We start from the raw sequence: 18,322 nt of genomic DNA on the forward strand, positions 1-18,322 counted from the left end.
CCGGCCCGGGCCCGTGCGCCCACCGCTCAGCCGGTGGGGGCGGCCGCCTCGCCGACCACGTCGTTGAAGCGGTGCAGCAGCTCGGCGAAGCGGACCACGTCCTCCTCCGGCCAGCCGCCCATCAGCTCCTGGATCCGGGCCATCCGGGCGGCCCGGGCGGCCAGGTAGCGCCGCCGGCCGTCCTCGGTGAGCGAGACGCGCGCGGAACGGCGGTCCAGCGGGTCCACCTCGCGGGCCAGCAGCCCCAGCTCCTCCAGCGCCCGGATCTGCCGGCTGATCGTCGCCTTGCCGACCGCGAAGTGCACGCCGACGTCGGTCACCCGCACCGGCCCGGCCTGCTCGACGTAGCCCAGCAGGCTGTACGCCATGCCCTCCAGTCGCGGGTGGACCCGCCGGGACAGCTCGGCCACCCGGGCCCGGCCGCGCCGGAACAGCACGCCCACCTCGCGCTCCACCGCCAGCAGCGGGTCCTCGTCCTGACCCTGACCGGGGCCTTCGTTCGGCGTACTCACCGCGCAAGTATCCCGCAGCACATTCGGACCGCCCCCGGCGCGGGAGAAACCTCCGCGAAACTAGTTCATGCTATTAAGTACCCGGTTTCCCCCGATACGCAAGGAGATGTGCATGACCGCCCCAGGGCAGCAGGAACCAGAGCCCGCCGAGGCACCGGAGCACGCGTCCGAGCCGGCGCCGAGGAAGGGCTTCGCGGCCGAACTGAAGGGAGCGGTCACCCCGCGTGCGGCGTTGCTGGTGATCGGCGTGCTGCTCCTCCAGCTGGGCTTCGTCACCTCCTACGTGGGCGCGCTGCACCAGCCGAAGCCGCACGAGCTGTCGATCGCGGTGGTCGCCCCGCCGCAGGTCGCCCCCAAGCTGGTCCAGGGTCTGGAGTCGATCCCGGACGAGGCCGTGAAGGCCTCCACCGCGCCGGACGCGGAGAGCGCCACCGAGCAGATCAAGGACCAGAAGATCTACGCCGCGCTGGTGGTGAACCCGGCCTCCACCGAGGACGTGTTGCTGGTCGCCAACGCGCGCGGGCCGTCCGCCGCCCGGGCCGCCGAGACCATCGTCACCGGACTGGAGAAGAGCCAGGGCCGCACCGTCGTGGTCCAGGACGTGGTGCCGCTCGCCCAGGGCGACGCCAACGGGCTCTCCTCCTTCTACCTGGTGATCGGCTGGTGCGTCGGCGGCTACCTGGTCGCCTCGATCCTCGGCGTCAGCGCCGGTGCCAAGCCGGCCAACGCCAACCGGGCGCTGATCCGGCTCGGCACCCTGGCGCTGTACTCGGTCGCGGCCGGCATCGGCGGCGCGCTCATCGTGCAGACGATCCTGGACGCGCTGCCCGGCTCGTTCTGGGCGATGTCCGCCCTCGGCGCGCTGGTGGTCTTCGCGGTCGGCGCCTTCACCATGGCCCTGCAGTGCCTGTTCGACATCATCGGCATCGGCATCGCGGTGCTGATCTTCGTGGTGCTCGGCAACCCGAGCGCCGGCGGTGTCTTCCCGCCGCCGATGATGCCGCCGTTCTGGCGGGCGATCGGGGCCTGGTTCCCGAACGGCGCCGGCACCGACGCGGCCCGCTCGATCGCCTACTTCGACGGCACCAACCTGACCCAGCCGCTGCTGGTCCTGCTGGTCTGGGCGCTGGTCGGCGTCGGCGTCACCTTCGCCGCCGTCCTCAACCGGCCCTCGCACGTGGCCCGCGAGCTGGTCAAGAGCTGAGGCGCCGGAAGAGCCGGGGCGCCGGAAGAGCCGAGGCCTCGGGAAGCCCGGGGCGGCTGGAGGCGGGGCTCAGACCGCCTCCAGCCGCCCCGGGTCCGCGAGCAGCGAGCGGACCACGCCGACCGCGGCCCCCAGCAGCGGGCCGCGGCGGCCCAGCCGGGAGACCGTCAGCCGCTCGCCCGACCAGGGGCGGACGGTCACCCGGGCGGCCAGCTCGGCCCGCATCGCGGGCAGCAGCCAGGGCGCCAGCTGGGCGTAGCCGCCGCCCAGCAGCACCTCGGCCGGGTCCAGCAGGTTGACCGCGCCGGCCGCGGCGATGCCCAGCGCGGTACCGGCGCCGTCCAGCGCCCTCAGCACCTCCCGGTCCCCCGCCTCGGCCCGTTCGGCGAGCAGCGCCACCCAGTCGCCGCGCACGCCCTCCAGCCCGGCGGCGCGCAGCACCGCCGCCTCCCCCGCGTACTGCTCCAGGCAGCCGTGCGCCCCGCACGCGCAGCGCGGCCCCTCCGGGTGCACCGGGACGTGGCCCAGCTCGCCCGCGTAGCCGTGCGCGCCGCGCAGCAGCCGGCCGTCGACGACGATCGCCGAGCCGATCCCGGCCTCGGCCGAGACGTGCAGGAAGTGCTCCGGCCCGTCGCCGAGCCACAGCTCGGCGAGCCCGCCGAGGTTGGCCTCGTTGTCGGCCCGCACCGGCAGCGCGGCCAGGTCCGAGGCGTGGGCCGCGCGCAGCGCGAGCCGCATCTCGGCGGCGGCCCCGACGTCCCGCCAGCCCAGGTTGGCGGCCCGCTGGAGCAGCGCGCCGTCGGCCGCGACCAGTCCGGGCACGGCCAGCGCCAGCCCGGCCGGGCGCAGTCCGGCGTCGGCGGCGGCCCGGCGGAGCAGTTCGGCGAGGTCGGCCATGACGGCGGCGGGCTCCCGGCCCCGGTTGCGGATCTCCTGGCGGCGCCAGGAGCGGACCTCGCCGCGCAGGTCGACCACGCAGGCGCCCAGGTGCTCCACCCCGATCTCGGCGCCGAGGCCGGCCGGGCCGTCCCGGTTGAGCCCGAGCGCCGTGCCGGGCCGGCCGACCTTGCCGCTGGGGGCGGCCGGGCCCTCCTCAACCACCAGTCCGGCCGCGATCAGCTCCTCGGCGAGCGAGGAGACGGCGGCCCTGGTCAGCCCGGTCTCGGCGGCCACCTCGGCGCGCGAGCGCGGGGTGCGGGCGATGACCCGCAGCACCAGCGCCAGGTTGGCCCGGCGCATCCCCTGCTGGCTCGCCGGCCCGCCCACCAGGGGGCCCTCCGCCTCACGCATCGCCCTCACCCGCCCCGGCTTCCGCCGCCCGCAGCCGCGTGCCCTCCCCCACCCCGGCCACGGACTGCTCCACCCGGGTGAACACCCAGCGCTGCATGGCCCAGAAGCGGAACAGCATCGCCACGAAGGTGCCCAGCACCATCCCGCTCAGGAAGTCGGCGACCTCCTGGGCGAGCGGGCCGACCCTCGGCTCGCGCAGGTCGAGCAGGTAGCGCGAGACGATCAGCGGCAGGTCGTTGACGGCCACGGCGACGGCGCTCACCAGCAGGAACAGCAGCGGTTCGCGCCGCCGCCAGGAGGAGCGGAAGCTCCACCGCCGGTTGAGCAGGTAGGAGACGGCGGTGCCGACCACCGTCGCCACGGTGAGCGCCACCACCGGTTTGCGCTCCAGCACGGTGAGCCGCAGCGCGTAGTTGATCAGCAGCGTCAGGGCGAAGCAGCCGCTGCCGACCAGCAGGAACTTCACCAGCCTGCGGTGCCGGACCAGGAGGGGGCGCACCCGCTCCGGCACCCGGGCCAGCACGCGCTGGGTCAAGGACGGCACCCTCGCAGTCTGGCACGCGCACCGCGGCCCGTCCCGTCCGGCGGACCACCGGACGGGACGGGCGCGGCGGGCGGCGGGCCGGGGCCGTCAGGCCGCCGCCACCAGCACGGCGGCCGGCTCCAGGGCCAGCTCCAGCACCTCCCGGACGTCCGCGACCGGGTGGACGGTCAGCCGCTCCAGCACCTCGGCGGGCACGTCGTCCAGGTCGGCCTCGTTCCGCTTGGGCACGATCACCGTGGTGATCCCGGCGCGGTCGGCGGCGAGCAGCTTCTGCTTCACCCCTCCGATCGGCAGCACCCGCCCGGTCAGCGACACCTCACCGGTCATCGCCACGTCCGGGCGCACCTTGCGCCCGGAGAGCAGCGAGGCCAGCGCCGTGGTCATGGTGATGCCGGCGCTCGGGCCGTCCTTGGGGATGGCTCCGGCCGGGATGTGCAGGTGCACGCCGCGGTCGCGCAGCGAGGTGACCGGCAGCTCCAGCTCGGCGCCGCGCGAGCGCAGGTAGGAGAGCGCGATGTGCGCGGACTCCTTCATGACGTCGCCCAGCTGGCCGGTCAGGGTCAGCCCGGTGCCGCCGGTCTCGGCGTCGGCGAGCGAGGCCTCGATGTAGAGGACGTCGCCGCCCGCCCCGGTGACCGCCAGGCCGGTGGCCACGCCGGGCACCGCCGTGCGCCGCTCGGCGGGCTCCTGGGCCGCCTCGGGGACGTGGTGCGGCCTGCCGATCAGGGCGCGCAGGTCGTCGGCGCCGATCGCGGCGGGCAGCTCGCGCTCGCCCAGCTCGTTCTGCGCGGCGACCTTGCGCAGCACCCGGGCGATGGCCCGTTCCAGGTTCCGCACGCCGGCCTCGCGGGTGTACTCGCCGGCGAGCCTGCGCAGCGCCGGCTCGTCGACCGCGACCTCCTCGTCCTTGAGTCCGGCCCGCTCCAGCTGGCGCGGGAGCAGGTGGTCGCGGGCGATGACGACCTTCTCGTCCTCGGTGTAGCCGTCCAGGCGGACCAGCTCCATCCGGTCGAGCAGCGGCTCGGGGATGGCCTCCAGCACGTTGGCGGTGGCGAGGAAGACCACGTCGGAGAGGTCCAGCTCGACCTCCAGGTAGTGGTCGCGGAAGGTGTGGTTCTGCGCCGGGTCGAGCACCTCCAGCAGGGCGGCGGCCGGGTCGCCCCGGTAGTCGGAGCCGACCTTGTCGATCTCGTCGAGCAGGACGACCGGGTTCATCGAGCCGGCCTCCTTGATCGCCCGGACCAGGCGGCCGGGCAGCGCGCCGACGTAGGTGCGCCGGTGGCCGCGGATCTCCGCCTCGTCCCGGACGCCGCCGAGCGCGACCCGGACGAACGTGCGGCCCATGGCGCGGGCCACCGACTCGCCGAGCGAGGTCTTGCCGACGCCGGGCGGGCCGACCAGGGCCAGCACCGCGCCTCCGCGGCGGCCGCCGACCAGCCCGAGCCCCTGGTCGGAGCGGCGCTTGCGGACGGCCAGGTACTCGACGATGCGCTCCTTCACGTCGGCCAGGCCGGCGTGGTCGGCGTCCAGCACCGCGCGGGCGCCGGCGATGTCGTAGGAGTCCTCGGTGCGCTCGTTCCAGGGCAGCTCCAGGACGGTGTCCAGCCAGGTGCGGATCCACGAGCCCTCGGGCGACTGCTCGCTGGAGCGCTCCAGCTTGTCGACCTCCTTGAGCGCGGCCTCGCGGACCTTCTCGGGCAGGTCGGCGGCCTCCACCCGGGCGCGGTAGTCCTCCTCCTCGTCGGCCGGCTCGCCGTTCAGCTCGGCCAGCTCCTTGCGGACGGCCTCCAGCTGGCGGCGGAGCAGGAACTCCTTCTGCTGCTTGGCGACGCCCTCCTCGACGTCCTTGCGGATGGTGTCGTTGACCTCCTCCTCGGCGAGGTGGTCGCGGAGCAGGCCGAGCGCGTACTCCAGTCGCGCGACCTGGTCGGCCTCCAGCAGGACCTTGAGCTTCTGCTCGGGGGTGATGAAGGGCGCGTAGCCGATGTTGTCGGCGAGCTCGCCGACGCCCTCGATGGCGGCCACCCGATCGACGACCTGCCAGGCGCCGCGCTTGCGCAGCCACTGGGTGGACAGGCTCTTGTACTCCTTGACCAGCTCGGCGGCGCGCCCGGCCACCGGGGTGCCGGCCGAGGACTCCCGGAACGGCGTGGTCTCCACCCAGAGCGCGGCGCCCGGTCCGGTGGTGCCGACGCCGATCCGCACCCGGCGCACCGCGCGGACCAGCGCGGCCGGCTGCCCGATCGCGTTGGGGCCGTCGGCCAGCCGGCCGACCTGCTCGACGGTGGCGAGGGTGCCGACCGCCGCGTACGAGCCGTCCACCCGCGGGACCAGCAGGACCTGCGGCTTCCCGGTGCTGCCGGTGGCGGCGGCGCGCGCGGCCTCGACGGCGGCGCGGACCTCGGTGTCCTTCAGGTCCAGCGGAACGACCATGCCCGGCAGGACGACCTCGTCGTCGAGCGGCAGCACGGGCAGGGTGAGCGGTGTGGACGTCGATGCCATGATCTCTCCCCAGTCAGCGAACTTGAGTCGACCTGACTAAGGCCTGGCGCCCGCCGGTTGTTCCCCGCACTTCGTTCGCCATGAGCGAACGCGAAACCGGCCCTGGTGGCACCGTCAAAAACGGCGGCCCGGGACGGCTCGGAAGCGGTCCAGCACCGCGGCCCGGCCCGGCGAGGGCGCGGGCGCGGAGGCGGGCGCGGAAGCCGGGCGGGGGCGCTCGCCGGCCGTCCCGAGCCGGGTGCGGTGCGGCCGGTACCCGTCCCAGCGGCGCAGCCACCGCCACAGCACCACTCCGGCCAGCAGTGCCACCGGGTGGCCGACCCCGGTCACCAGGTCCCGGTCGGCGGCGATCTGCTCGGCGATCAGCGCGACGGCCAGCCCCAGCACGACCGTCCGCCCCGCCGGGCGCAGCAGCCCGGCCAGCGCGCCGAGGCTGGCCAGCACGCCGTAGCTGACGCCGATGTCCAGGTAGTCCATCGCGGCCGGCTCCAGGTGCCCGCTCTCCACCGCGACGATCACCACGCCCTGGGAGAGCAGGGTGGCGCCGATGTGCCCGGCGGCGAAGACGGCGGCCGCCCGGCCCGGGCCGACCCGGCGCTCCAGCGGCGCGACGGTGAGCGCGAAGGCCCACAGGTAGGGCACCCAGTCCGCGCCGGCCACCCAGAAGCCGCTCAGCAGCAGGGCGCGCAGCGGGTGCCGCAAGAGGTTGTGCCCGTCCGAGCTGGACGCCTCCTGGAGCCGGAGCACCAGGTCCGGGTCGGCGAGCTGGGCGAAGGTGGCGGTGGCCCCGACCACGGCGAGGTAGCCGAGCGCGAAGGGGTTGCGCCGCGGGGTCGGCACCCGGGCCAGCAGCCAGTCGACCGCCCCGGCCCGCAGGCCGTGCCGGAGCATCCCGTACGGCGGCACGCCACGCCCGGCGCGCACCTGTCGCTCCGTCACGTCGCCTCCGCTCCACCGTCCGCAGCCGTCGCCCCCGCGCGTGTCCAACGTACCGGCGCGTACCGGAAATCCCACCCCCCGCGATTTGTCGTGGTCACGGTACGGCCGGCGCCTGGGAGCGGGCTGGGAGAACGCTGAACGGGGCCGGTCCGCCGGACGGCCGCATTGGTCCAGACCATCTCCCCCCACCCGGGGGCCCGTCCCCGCTGACCGGCGGCTTGGCGTCAACTGATGTGCATACGTACCGTTACGGAGTGAAAAAACGCCGGGTAAGGTATCGGCCCGTGCCCACTTCCGAGTGGGCCCGACAGTCGGCCCGGCAAACCGGCCCGCGGGCCGGAAATGCCCGGTCCACCTGCCGGGAAACACCCGCTGTCCGTACGCTGCGAGGTGTGCGGGAGAAGTGAGCGGCGCGTGCGCCCTCGCCGATCCCTCGCACGCGACGGGACGGCGGACCCGGCACAGTCCACGACGGAACAAGACTACGAGCGGAGCCTTCGCCATCCCCACAGATGGCCGGCCCGCAGCCCTGGGGGCGGTGGCGTGACCGTGACAGAAATTCAGCAGGACAACCAGAACGCCGGCGGCACGGTGAGCAGTCAGCGCAGAGTGCTGGTGGTCGAGGACGAGCCCACGATCGCCGAGTCCATCGCGGCCCGGCTGGGCGCGGAGGGCTTCAAGGTCGCCGTGGCCCACGACGGCCCGGGCGCCGTCGACGGCTTCCACACCTGGCAGCCCGACCTCGTCGTCCTCGACATCATGCTGCCCGGCTTCGACGGCCTGGAGGTGTGCCGCCGGATCCAGGCCCAGCGCCCGGTGCCGGTCCTGATGCTCACCGCGCGGGACGACGAGACGGACCTGCTGGTCGGCCTCGGCGTCGGCGCCGACGACTACATGACCAAGCCCTTCTCGATGCGCGAACTGGCCGCCCGGGTCAACGTGCTGCTGCGCCGCGTCGAGCGCGCCCAGCAGGCCGCCCGCACGCCCGCGCTCGGCAGCCTGCGCTTCGGCGAACTGGAGATCGACCACGTCCAGCGCCGGGTCCGGCTGGCCTCGGGCGACGTCCACCTGACGCCGACCGAGTTCGACCTGCTCGCCTGCCTGGCCGCCCAGCCGCGCGCCGTGCTCACCCGCGAGCAGCTGCTGGCCGAGGTCTGGGACTGGACGGACGCGTCCGGCACCCGCACCGTCGACAGCCACGTCAAGGCGCTGCGCCGGAAGATCGGCGCCAGCTGGATCCGCACCGTGCACGGCGTCGGATACGCACTGGAGGCCCCGCTCTCGTAGCGCTCGCCTCCGGACACCGGGCCGCCGGGGGGCCCGTGTCCCGGACCGCCGTGCGCACCCACGCGGGGGATCACAGGGGACCAATGACCTTTCCACAGCAACGCAACGGAGACCTCGACGGCAGCCGGCCGCCCACCCTGGCCGCCCGCGCCGCGAAACGGGTCTGGGCCGACATCCGGCCGCTCGACCCGGTCCGCTCGATCAAGGGCAAGCTCGCCCTCCTGGTGATCGTGTCGGTCTTCCTGGCCACCGGCATGGTGGTCGTGGCGATCCGGTCCGAGACCCAGATCCGGATCATCATGATCTTCTCGATGATCGCCTCGCTGCTCTTCATGCAGTTCCTCGCGCACGGGCTGACCGCCCCGCTGCGCGACATGACCGCCGCCGCCCGCGCGATGGCCTCCGGCGACTACAGCCGCCGGGTGGAGGTGAACTCGCGCGACGAGATCGGCGAGCTGGCCGCCACCTTCAACCAGATGGCGGCCGACCTGGAGGCCGCCGACCGGCACCGCCGCGAACTGGTCGCCAACGTCTCGCACGAGCTGCGCACGCCGATCGCCGCGCTGCGCGCCGTGCTGGAGAACGTGGTCGACGGCGTCGTCCAGCCGAACCCGGCGACCCTGGGTGCCGCGCTGGAGCAGACCGAGCGGCTCGGCCGGCTGGTCACCCACCTGCTCGACCTCTCCAAGATCGACGACGGCGTGGTCGCCCTGGACGCCCGCCCCTTCGAGGTGCGCGAGTTCCTGGACGGCGTGCTGCGCGGGGTCACCGTGGACGGCGCGACGGCGGGCGGCGCGTTCTCCCGGCGCGGCGACGTCCGGCTCGCGCTGGAGGTGAGCCCGGTGGGCCTGACCGGCGTCGCCGACTCGGAACGGCTCCACCAGGTGGTCGCCAACCTGGTCGACAACGCCTGCAAGCACTCCCCGCCCGGCGGCACCGTGACGGTGCGCGCCCGGCCCGGCGAGGGGCCGGGCGCGCTGCTGCTGGAGGTCGAGGACGAGGGTCCCGGCATCCCCGCGGCGGACCGGACCAGGGTCTTCGAACGGTTCGGCCGCAGCGGCACCGCGACCGCCGCCGGACCGGGCGCGGACGGCGGGACCGGCCTGGGCCTGGCCATCGCCCGCTGGGCGGTGGACCTGCACGGCGGGCGGATCGAGGTCGCCGAGGCCGCCCGCGGCTGCCGGATCGAGGTCCGGCTGCCCGGCCCGCGCTGACCGGGCCCCGGGCGAAGCGGACGAATGTCACAGATCCGACACAGAGCCGCCCCCGGGGCCCAAACCCTCCTTTGTCCTATTTTGTCTGTATTTGGTGGGCGATCAGAACCGGTCGGTTCCCCTCCGGCACGGCTTTCTAACGCACATTTTCAGCCAAACCGCAGGTCAGGACTGTGATCTGGGCGACGCCTGCCCCCCGGGGACTGCGCGATCACTGGTCGGAGGCGTAGCCTTAATCCCCGCTGTCCAAACATCCCAAAAGGAAGCGGAAGAGGGCGGTTGCCGCCGTGTCGCCACAGTCCCCTGAACACCCCAACAGCTCGGCAAGTTCCACTGGCTTCGGCCCCAATGAGTGGCTCGTCGACGAGATCTACCAGCAGTACCTCCAGGACCCGAACTCGGTCGACCGAGCCTGGTGGGACTTTTTCGCCGACTACAAGCCCGGTACCGAGGTGACCCCAGTGACCCAGGCCGCGACCCAGGCCGGCGCTACGCCGACCCCCGCCGCCGCCCCCGCGCCCGCCGCCGCGCCGGCCGTTCAGGCCCCCGCCGCTCCGGCCGCTCCCGCGCCGGTGCAGCCGGCCGCGGCCCCGGCTCCCGCGCCGCTCGCCGCCGCCCCCGCCGCTCCGCCGGCCCCCAAGGCCGCCGCCCCGGCGCCGACGCCCGCCCCCGCGGCCGCCGGCCCCGAGCTGGTCCAGCTGCGCGGCCCGGCCAAGGCCGTCGCGACCAACATGGACGCCTCGCTGGAGGTGCCGACCGCGACCTCGGTGCGCGCCGTCCCGGCCAAGCTGTTGATCGACAACCGCATCGTCATCAACAACCACCTGCAGCGCGCCCGCGGCGGCAAGGTCTCCTTCACCCACCTGATCGGCTACGCCCTGGTCCAGGCCGTCAAGGCCTCCCCGGGCATGAACCACAGCTACAAGGTGGAGGACGGCAAGTCCTACCTGGTCAAGCCCGAGCACGTGAACCTCGGCCTGGCCATCGACCTGGTCAAGCCGAACGGCGACCGCCAGCTCGTCGTCGCGGCCATCAAGAAGGCCGAGACCCTCGACTTCTTCGGCTTCTGGCAGGCCTACGAGGACATCGTCCGCCGGGCCCGCGCCAACAAGCTGACCATGGACGACTTCACCGGCGTCACGGTCTCGCTGACCAACCCCGGCGGCATCGGCACCGTGCACTCCGTGCCGCGCCTCATGCAGAACCAGGGCACCATCGTCGGCGTCGGCGCCATGGAGTACCCGGCCGAGTTCCAGGGCTCCGCCCCGGAGACCCTGGCCCGCCTCGGTGTCTCCAAGATCATGACGCTGACCTCGACCTACGACCACCGCGTCATCCAGGGCGCGGCGTCCGGCGAGTTCCTGCGCACGATCCACCAGCTGCTGCTCGGCCAGAACGGCTTCTACGACGAGATCTTCGAGTCGCTGCGGATCCCGTACGAGCCGGTCCGCTGGGCCACCGACGTGGCCACCACCCACGACGACGAGGTCAACAAGACCGCCCGCGTCATGGAGCTGATCCACTCCTACCGGGTCCGCGGCCACCTCATGGCCGACACCGACCCACTGGAGTACAAGCAGCGCAAGCACCCCGACCTGGACGTCACCACCCACGGCCTCACCCTGTGGGACCTGGAGCGCGAGTTCGCGGTCGGCGGCTTCGGCGGCCAGCGGATGATGAAGCTGCGCGACATCCTCGGCCTGCTGCGCAACACCTACTGCCGCACCGTCGGCATCGAGTACATGCACATCCAGGACCCGAAGCAGCGCAAGTGGCTGCAGGACCGCCTGGAGAAGCCGTACACCAAGCCGGAGCGCGAGGAGCAGCTGCGCATCCTGCGCCGGCTGAACTCGGCCGAGGCCTTCGAGACCTTCCTGCAGACCAAGTACGTCGGCCAGAAGCGCTTCTCGCTGGAGGGCGGCGAGTCGCTCATCCCGCTGCTCGACGCCACCATCGACGCCGCCGCCGAGCACCGCCTCGACGAGGCCGTCATCGGCATGGCCCACCGCGGGCGCCTCAACGTGCTGGCCAACATCGTCGGCAAGCCGTACGGCAAGATCTTCGGCGAGTTCGAGGGCAACCTCGACCCGAAGTCGATGCACGGCTCCGGCGACGTGAAGTACCACCTGGGCTCCGAGGGCACCTTCACCGGCCTGGACGGCGAGACCATCAAGGTCTCGCTGGCCGCCAACCCCTCCCACCTGGAGGCCGTGGACCCGGTCGTCGAGGGCATCGCCCGCGCCAAGCAGGACATCCTGGACCAGGGCGGCACCACCTTCCCGGTGCTGCCGATCCAGATCCACGGCGACGCGGCCTTCGCCGGCCAGGGCGTCGTCGCGGAGACCCTGAACATGTCGCAGCTGCGCGGCTACCGCACCGGCGGCACCGTGCACGTCGTGGTGAACAACCAGGTCGGCTTCACCGCCGCCCCGGCCTCCAGCCGCTCCTCGATGTACTGCACCGACGTGGCCCGCATGATCGAGGCCCCGATCTTCCACGTGAACGGCGACGACCCGGAGGCCGTGGTCCGCGTCGCGCGGCTCGCCTTCGAGTTCCGCCAGGAGTTCCACAAGGACGTGGTGATCGACCTCATCTGCTACCGCCGCCGCGGTCACAACGAGGCCGACAACCCGTCGTTCACCCAGCCGCTGATGTACGACCTGATCGACAAGAAGCGCTCGGTGCGCAAGCTGTACACCGAGGGCCTGATCGGTCGCGGCGACATCACCATGGAAGAGGCGGAGCAGGCGCTCCAGGACTTCCAGGGCCAGCTGGAGAAGGTCTTCGCCGAGGTCCGCGACGCCGCCCAGGCGCCGGCCGCCGCGACCGGCGGCAAGCCGGTCGCCGACTTCCCGGTCACCATCCGGACCGGCATCTCCCAGGAGATGGTCAAGCGGATCGCCGCCTCCCAGGTCAACCTGCCGGACTGGCTGACCGTCCACCCGCGCCTGCTGCCGCAGCTGCAGCGCCGCGCCTCCTCGGTCGAGGACAACACCATCGACTGGGCGATGGGCGAGACCCTCGCCATCGGCTCGCTGCTCATGGAGGGCCACCCGGTCCGCCTGGCCGGCCAGGACAGCCGCCGTGGCACCTTCGGCCAGCGGCACGCCGTCCTGATCGACCGGGCCACCGGCGAGGACTACACCCCGCTGCAGTACCTCACCGAGGACCAGGCCCGCTACACCGTGTACGACAGCCTGCTGTCCGAGTACGCGGCGATGGGCTTCGAGTACGGCTACTCGCTGACCCGCCCGAACGCGCTGGTCATGTGGGAGGCGCAGTTCGGCGACTTCGTCAACGGCGCGCAGACCATGGTGGACGAGTACATCGCCTCCGCCGAGCAGAAGTGGGGCCAGCACTCGGGCGTCACCCTGCTGCTGCCGCACGGCTACGAGGGCCAGGGCCCGGACCACTCGTCCGCCCGCCCGGAGCGCTTCCTCCAGCTGTGCGCGCAGAACAACATGACGGTCGCCATGCCGACCCTGCCGTCGAACTACTTCCACCTGCTCCGCTGGCAGGCGCACAACCCGCACCACAAGCCGCTGGTCGTCTTCACCCCGAAGTCGATGCTGCGCCTGAAGGCCGCGGCGAGCGCCACCGAGGAGTTCCTGTCCGGCTCGTTCCGCCCGGTCATCGGCGACTCCACCGTCGACCCGGCGCAGGTCCGCAAGGTGGTCATCACCGCCGGCAAGTTCTACTACGACGTCGAGGCGGCCCGCACCGAGCGCGGGATCACCGACACGGCGATCGTCCGGGTCGAGCGGCTCTACCCGCTGCCGGTGGCCGAGCTCCAGGAGGAGCTGGCCCGCTACGGCGACGACGTCCAGTTCGTCTGGGCGCAGGAGGAGCCGGCCAACCAGGGTGCCTGGCCGTTCATCGCCATGAACCTGGTCGACCACCTGCAGGTCGTCATCGGCCGCAGCGCGGGCGGCTCGCGCCTGCGCCGCGTCGCCCGCACGGCCTCCTCGGCCCCCGCGGTCGGCTCGGCCAAGCGGCACGGCGCCGAGCAGCAGCAGCTGCTGGAGGAGATCTTCACGCTCTGACCCCCGGTCGGTCGCGCGGATCCCGGCACCTCGGCCCCCCGTCCCCCTGCACTCCAGGGGAACGGGGGGCCGCCGCCGTTCCCGGGGCCGGGGCGGTCTCCGGCACCGGGCACGCCGGTGCGCGGGCCGTGTGCGAAGGTCCCAGCTCTGCAACCAAACCGGCACCGACCTGCGCGGCGTTCTGACGGGTCGGTAGGTTATGCCTCGCCAGACCGCCGTCCGGGCGCCCGTCGCGCGCCCGCCGCCGCCGGTCCGGTGGACCTCACCGCTCTCCCAGGGGGATCAACCGCATGACCGCCGACACGCCACGGGACGCCACCGCAGCACCGCTCCCGCCGGTCTTCCAGCCGCTGCTTCCGGACGACCCCCGGGAGGTCGGCGGCTACCGGCTGTTCGCCCGGCTCGGGGCCGGCGGCATGGGCCGGGTCTACCTCTCGTACACCCCCGGCGGCCGGCCGGTGGCACTCAAGGTGGTCCGCCCGGAGTTCGCCGAGGACGGCGAGTTCCGCCGCCGGTTCGCCCAGGAGGTGTCCAACGCCCAGCGGATCCACGGCCTCTACACCGCCCAGGTGATCGACTCCGGCGGCCTGGACTCCGACGCCCCGTGGCTGGTCACCGCGTACGTGCCCGGCCCGTCCCTGCAACAGGTGGTGCGCGAGAACGGCGCGCTGCCGGTGCGCACCGTGCTGCTGCTGATGGGCGGCATCGCCGAGGCCCTGCAGGCGATCCACAGCGTCGAGGTGGTCCACCGCGACCTCAAGCCGGCCAACGTCCTGGTGGCCGGCGACGGCCCGCGGGTGATCGACTTCGGCATCGCCCGGGCCGCCGACGCCACCGCGCTCACCGGCACCGGCTACCGGATCGGCTCGCCCGCCTTCATGTCGCCCGAGCAGGCCCAGGGCCGCCCGGTCACCCCGGCCACCGACGTGTTCGCGCTCGGCGCGCTGGCCGCGTACGTGGCCGGCGGCGCGGCGCCGTTCGGCGACGGCCCGGACACCGCCGTGCTCTACCGGGTGGTGCACGAGCAGCCGGACCTGGACGCCGTCCCGGCCGGGCTGCGCGAGCTGATCCTGCGCTGCCTCGCGAAGTCCCCCGAGGACCGGCCGAAGCCGGCCGAGATCATCGACATCGCCCGCAACCACCCGAGTGTCGGCGGGCAGCTGCGGTTCTCCGACGACTGGCTGCCCAAGCAGGTCAACACCGAGATCACCCGCCGCTCGGACCTGCCGAAGACGCCGCCCACCCCGCTGCCGGCCGCGCCCGCCGCACCGCCCGCTCCCCCGGCCGGCCCGCCGAGCGGCGCGTCCTTCGCCGCGGCCCCGCCGGCCGCGCCCCCGACCCACCAGGCCACCGCGCCGTCCTTCGGCCCGCCGCCACCCGGGTTCGGCCCCGCCGCGGCGGACACCCCGCCGCCCGGCTTCGTCCCGCCGCCGCTCGGCGCGTACGGCGCCGCCCAGCCGCCCGCCGAGGCCCCCACCGGCCCGCTGCTCGGCACCCCGCCGACCGTCCAGCTGCGCCCGGAGCCGCCGTCCTACGACACCCCGCCGCCCGGCCCGGTGGTGACCGACACCCCGGCGCCCGCGCCGGAGCCGGCCCGCAAGGGCGGCGTCTCGTGGAAGGTGCTGCTGACGGTCGCCCTGGTGATGGCGCTCGGCGGCACGGCCGGCGGCGTGGTGCTGATGTCCAAGATCGACAAGGGCGACGACAAGCAGAGCAGCGCCCAGGACAAGCCGGCGGGCGACCAGCCCGCCGCCCCGCCGGCCGCCACCACCCCGGCCGCCACCACCCCGGCCGCGACCACGCCCTCCGCGACCGCCACCCCGAGCCCCACCTCGGCGGCGGTCAGCGCCGCGCCGAGCACCTCGCCCTCGGCCGGCGGGGTCACCGCGCCGGCCCGGCCGGCCGGCTACCAGCCGGTGATCGAGAAGAAGCCGCTCTCCATCCCGGCCGCCGAGTACTCCAGCGAGGCCTACCGGATCGATCTCACGGCCGGCACCGTGGTGCCGCGCGGCTCCGACCTGAAGTGGGGCCTCGGCCTCAGCCGGGAGTCCACCTCCAGCGGCAGCCGGGCCGACTCCTTCGAGAGCGTCGGCGACAACAAGTCCGACTTCGCGGTGATCACCGAGACCGCCATCACCCCCGAGCAGTGCGCCATCGCGATCGACTCCCGGCCGGACACCGACCTGACGTTCAACCGGGTCACCCCGGGCCGGCTGCTGTGCATCCGCGACCGGGTCACCCGCAACATCGCCATCGCCGCCGTGGACGTCGCGGACCCCACCACGGGCGCCGCCAAGGTCACCCTGAACACCTACCGCGCGAGCTGACCCGGTCTATCCTGACCAGGTCTTATCCCCATCGGACCGGAGCGACCCGTGTACTTCACCGACCGCGGCATCGAGGAACTGGAGAGCCGGCGCGGCGACGAGGAGGTCACCTTCGAGTGGCTGGCCGAGCGCCTGCGCGAGTTCGTCGACCTCAACCCGGACTTCGAGGTCCCGGTCGAGCGGCTGGCCACCTGGCTGGCGCGGCTCGACGACGAGGACGACGAGTGACCGGCTGACCCGGTGAACGGCCGCCGAAAGGGCCCGGAGGCAACCGCCTCCGGGCCCTTTCGCATGCCCCCGTAGGGGCTGACCTCCGGGTCCGCTCCGGGTCGGCCTCCGGGTCGGGCTCCCTTGACTTCGCCGTCACGCGATATATCGTCTTTACGAGAGAACGCGATACATCGCGAGTCCGAGAGGGAGGCGGCGGAGATGAGCCAGTGGACGGTCGAAGGACCCGAGAAGATCACCATCGAGGAGGCGGTCCGGACCCTGCAGGTACGCACGGTCGACGGCACGGTCAACGTGGTCGCCGCCGAGGGCCCCGCCCGCCTGGAGGTCACCGAGCTCACGGGCGAGCCGCTGCACGTCACCCTGGTCGACGGCGTGCTCACCGTCACGTACAAGGACCTCAGCAGCTGGAACGAGTTCGGCGACGTCCTCAAGTCGGTCGAGTCGGTGAAGGGCTTCTTCTCCTCCTTCAAGCGCAAGCGGACCGCCGCGGTCAGCCTGACCGTGCCGGCCGGCACCGAGGTCAAGGTCGGCACCGTCTCCGCCACGACGACGGTCTCCGGCTTCACCGGGCACGTCTCGACGCAGACCGCCAACGCCGACATCACCCTGGTCGGCCTGGCCGGCCGCACCGACGCCAAGACCGTCACCGGCGACGTCGACGCCCAGGCGGTGGCCGGACAGCTCCGGCTCAACACCGTCTCCGGCCGGCTCACCGTGGTCGCCGGCACCGCCGAGAAGGTGACCGCCAACGCCGTCACCGGCGCGGTCACCCTGGACCTCGCCGCCGCCACCCCGACCGAGATCAAGGTCAACACGGTCAGCGGCGCGGTCGGCGTCCGGCTCCCCTCGCTGGCCGACACCAGGGTCGAGGCCGGCACCACCAGCGGCGACCTCTCCTCCAGCTTCGAGCAGCTCAAGGTCGGCGGCAGCTGGGGCACCAAGCGCCTCTCCGGACAGCTCGGCGACGGCAAGGGCAGCCTCTCGGTCACCACCGTCTCCGGCGCGGTCACCGTGCTGCACCGGCCGGACGCCGAGGACGACGCCCAGGCCGTCATCCGGGAGCTGCCCGCCGCGGACGGCCCGTCCACCGGCCCCGACCTCACCAAGGAGTCCTGACATGACCCCCGTCTTCGGCCACGGCCGGCTCCGGCTCTACCTGCTGAAGCTGCTCGACGAGGCCCCGCGCCACGGCTACGAGGTCATCCGCCTGCTGGAGGAGCGCTTCCAGGGCCTGTACGCGCCGTCCGCCGGCACCGTCTACCCCCGGCTGGCCAAGCTGGAGCAGGAGGGTCTGGTCGCGCACAGCACCGAGGGCGGCCGCAAGGTCTACCGGCTCACCGACGCGGGCCGCGCCGAACTCGCCGCCCGGCAGGGCGAGCTCGACGAGCTGGAGCTGGAGATCCACGACTCGGTGGCCCAGCTGGCCGGGGCGATCCGCGAGGACGTCCGGGACAGCGCCCAGGACCTGCGCGAGCAGCTCTGGGGCGCGGCCGAGCAGGCCCGGAGGAACGCCCCGCGACCGGAGGCGGCGGACGGGGACGACGACGGGAACGGGGCCGGGGACGGCGGCGGCAACCCGTGGGCCGGGCCCTGGGGCGACCAGGCCGCCTGGCAGCGCGCCAAGGAGGAGTTCGCCCAGTTCAAGCGGCAGGCCAGGGAGCAGGCCAAGCGGGCCAAGGAGCAGGAGAAGGCCGCCAAGGCCAAGGCCAAGGCGGCCGAGGAGGAGGCCCGCCGGCTGCGCGAGCAGTCCAGGGCGGCCCGGACGGCGGCCCAGCAGGAGGCGCTGCGGATCAAGCGCCGGGTCGAGCAGCAGGTGCGCGACCACGCGGCCCGCGGCGACTGGTCGACCGGACTGGCCGAGGGGCTCTCCGAGCTGACCAAGGGGCTGGCCGGGCTGGCCGACGCCGCCCGCTGGGGCCACCCGGCGGACGATCGGACCGCGCCCTCCGCCGGCGCGCCCACCGCGGAGCGGGTCACCGTCACCCGGATCGACCTGGACAAGGACGAGCCGGCCGGCGGGAGCCCGGCCGACCTGCCGCCGTGGACCGCCACCGACCCGGCCGGCGACCCGGCCCGGGAGCTGGAGCGGCTGCTCGACCGGTTTCGCGACCAGGTCCGCGACGCGGCCCGGGACGGCGGGGTGACGCCCGAGCGCCTCGCCGAGGCCCGCGGCGTGCTCGGCGCGGCCGGCGAACGGCTGAAGCGCCTGCTCGGCTGAGCCGGCCCCCG

At 73.8% G+C, this 18,322-nt stretch carries 13 protein-coding genes; 8 read left to right on the forward strand and 5 right to left on the reverse strand.

The features are described 5' to 3' along the window. Window positions 1–26: 26 nt before the first annotated feature. Entirely contained in the window at window positions 27–512 is a 486-nt protein-coding gene (locus ABT093_RS10900; protein WP_350562690.1) for a MarR family winged helix-turn-helix transcriptional regulator, read from the reverse strand. Between the two features lie 112 nt (window positions 513–624). On the opposite strand from ABT093_RS10900, the gene ABT093_RS10905 reads away from it, so the two are divergent. Continuing rightward, window positions 625–1,716 (forward strand): ABC transporter permease, encoded by a 1,092-nt coding sequence (locus ABT093_RS10905; protein WP_350562692.1) that lies wholly within the window; start codon window positions 625–627, stop codon window positions 1,714–1,716. Between the two features lie 69 nt (window positions 1,717–1,785). On the opposite strand, the gene ABT093_RS10910 is transcribed toward ABT093_RS10905, so the two are convergent. From ABT093_RS10910 to ABT093_RS10925, 4 genes are all read right to left on the reverse strand, one after another. After that, window positions 1,786–3,006 (reverse strand): ROK family protein, encoded by a 1,221-nt coding sequence (locus tag ABT093_RS10910; RefSeq protein WP_350562694.1) that lies wholly within the window; start codon window positions 3,004–3,006, stop codon window positions 1,786–1,788. Further along, complete coding sequence (locus ABT093_RS10915) at window positions 2,999–3,550, reverse strand: GtrA family protein (protein ID WP_350562696.1); 552 nt, start codon at window positions 3,548–3,550, stop codon at window positions 2,999–3,001. Before ABT093_RS10915 ends, ABT093_RS10910 begins: the two co-directional genes overlap by 8 nt. Window positions 3,551–3,637: 87 nt before the next feature. After that, entirely contained in the window at window positions 3,638–6,052 is a 2,415-nt protein-coding gene (lon, locus tag ABT093_RS10920; RefSeq protein ID WP_350562698.1) for an endopeptidase La, read from the reverse strand. 114 nt (window positions 6,053–6,166) lie between these two features. Further along, on the reverse strand, window positions 6,167–6,991 hold the full coding sequence (locus ABT093_RS10925; protein WP_350562700.1) for a rhomboid-like protein: 825 nt from the start codon (window positions 6,989–6,991) through the stop codon (window positions 6,167–6,169). 549 nt (window positions 6,992–7,540) lie between these two features. Between ABT093_RS10925 and ABT093_RS10930 the strand changes: the two genes are divergently transcribed. The 7 genes from ABT093_RS10930 (at window position 7,541) to ABT093_RS10960 (ending at window position 18,311) form a co-directional block, all read left to right on the forward strand. After that, window positions 7,541–8,278 carry a response regulator transcription factor gene (locus ABT093_RS10930; RefSeq protein WP_344337269.1) on the forward strand — a complete coding sequence of 246 codons (738 nt, stop codon included), beginning with the start codon at window positions 7,541–7,543 and terminating at the stop codon, window positions 8,276–8,278. An 83-nt stretch (window positions 8,279–8,361) separates the two neighbouring features. Next, a complete protein-coding gene (locus ABT093_RS10935) occupies window positions 8,362–9,492 on the forward strand; it encodes a HAMP domain-containing sensor histidine kinase (protein ID WP_350562702.1) in 1,131 nt (376 codons plus the stop codon). Between the two features lie 287 nt (window positions 9,493–9,779). Then, window positions 9,780–13,535 (forward strand): multifunctional oxoglutarate decarboxylase/oxoglutarate dehydrogenase thiamine pyrophosphate-binding subunit/dihydrolipoyllysine-residue succinyltransferase subunit, encoded by a 3,756-nt coding sequence (locus ABT093_RS10940; RefSeq protein WP_350562704.1) that lies wholly within the window; start codon window positions 9,780–9,782, stop codon window positions 13,533–13,535. A 290-nt stretch (window positions 13,536–13,825) separates the two neighbouring features. Continuing rightward, a complete protein-coding gene (locus ABT093_RS10945; RefSeq protein WP_350562706.1) occupies window positions 13,826–15,862 on the forward strand; it encodes a serine/threonine-protein kinase in 2,037 nt (678 codons plus the stop codon). Window positions 15,863–15,910: 48 nt separating this feature from the next. After that, entirely contained in the window at window positions 15,911–16,090 is a 180-nt protein-coding gene (locus tag ABT093_RS10950) for a DUF6104 family protein (protein ID WP_030309148.1), read from the forward strand. Between the two features lie 201 nt (window positions 16,091–16,291). Further along, on the forward strand, window positions 16,292–17,209 hold the full coding sequence (locus ABT093_RS10955; RefSeq protein WP_350562708.1) for a DUF4097 family beta strand repeat-containing protein: 918 nt from the start codon (window positions 16,292–16,294) through the stop codon (window positions 17,207–17,209). A gap of 1 nt (window position 17,210) precedes the next feature. Beyond that, the gene (locus tag ABT093_RS10960) at window positions 17,211–18,311 is read left to right on the forward strand and encodes a PadR family transcriptional regulator (RefSeq protein ID WP_350562710.1); all 1,101 of its coding nucleotides are present in this window, start codon (window positions 17,211–17,213) and stop codon (window positions 18,309–18,311) included. The last annotated feature ends 11 nt before the right edge of the window (window positions 18,312–18,322 follow it).

It is taken from the genome of Kitasatospora sp. NPDC002551 (genome assembly GCF_040296005.1).
Lineage (GTDB): Bacteria > Actinomycetota > Actinomycetes > Streptomycetales > Streptomycetaceae > Kitasatospora.

Excerpts from the sequence above, each read along its gene's own strand:
- ABT093_RS10905 (WP_350562692.1), top strand. The coding sequence starts at position 625 with ATGACCGCCCCAGGGCAGCAGGAACCAGAGCCCGCCGAGGCACCGGAG.
- ABT093_RS10910 (WP_350562694.1), bottom strand. The coding sequence starts at position 3,006 with ATGCGTGAGGCGGAGGGCCCCCTGGTGGGCGGGCCGGCGAGCCAGCAG.
- lon (WP_350562698.1), bottom strand. The coding sequence starts at position 6,052 with ATGGCATCGACGTCCACACCGCTCACCCTGCCCGTGCTGCCGCTCGAC.
- ABT093_RS10935 (WP_350562702.1), top strand. The coding sequence starts at position 8,362 with ATGACCTTTCCACAGCAACGCAACGGAGACCTCGACGGCAGCCGGCCG.
- ABT093_RS10945 (WP_350562706.1), top strand. The coding sequence starts at position 13,826 with ATGACCGCCGACACGCCACGGGACGCCACCGCAGCACCGCTCCCGCCG.
- ABT093_RS10955 (WP_350562708.1), top strand. The coding sequence starts at position 16,292 with ATGAGCCAGTGGACGGTCGAAGGACCCGAGAAGATCACCATCGAGGAG.
- ABT093_RS10960 (WP_350562710.1), top strand. The coding sequence starts at position 17,211 with ATGACCCCCGTCTTCGGCCACGGCCGGCTCCGGCTCTACCTGCTGAAG.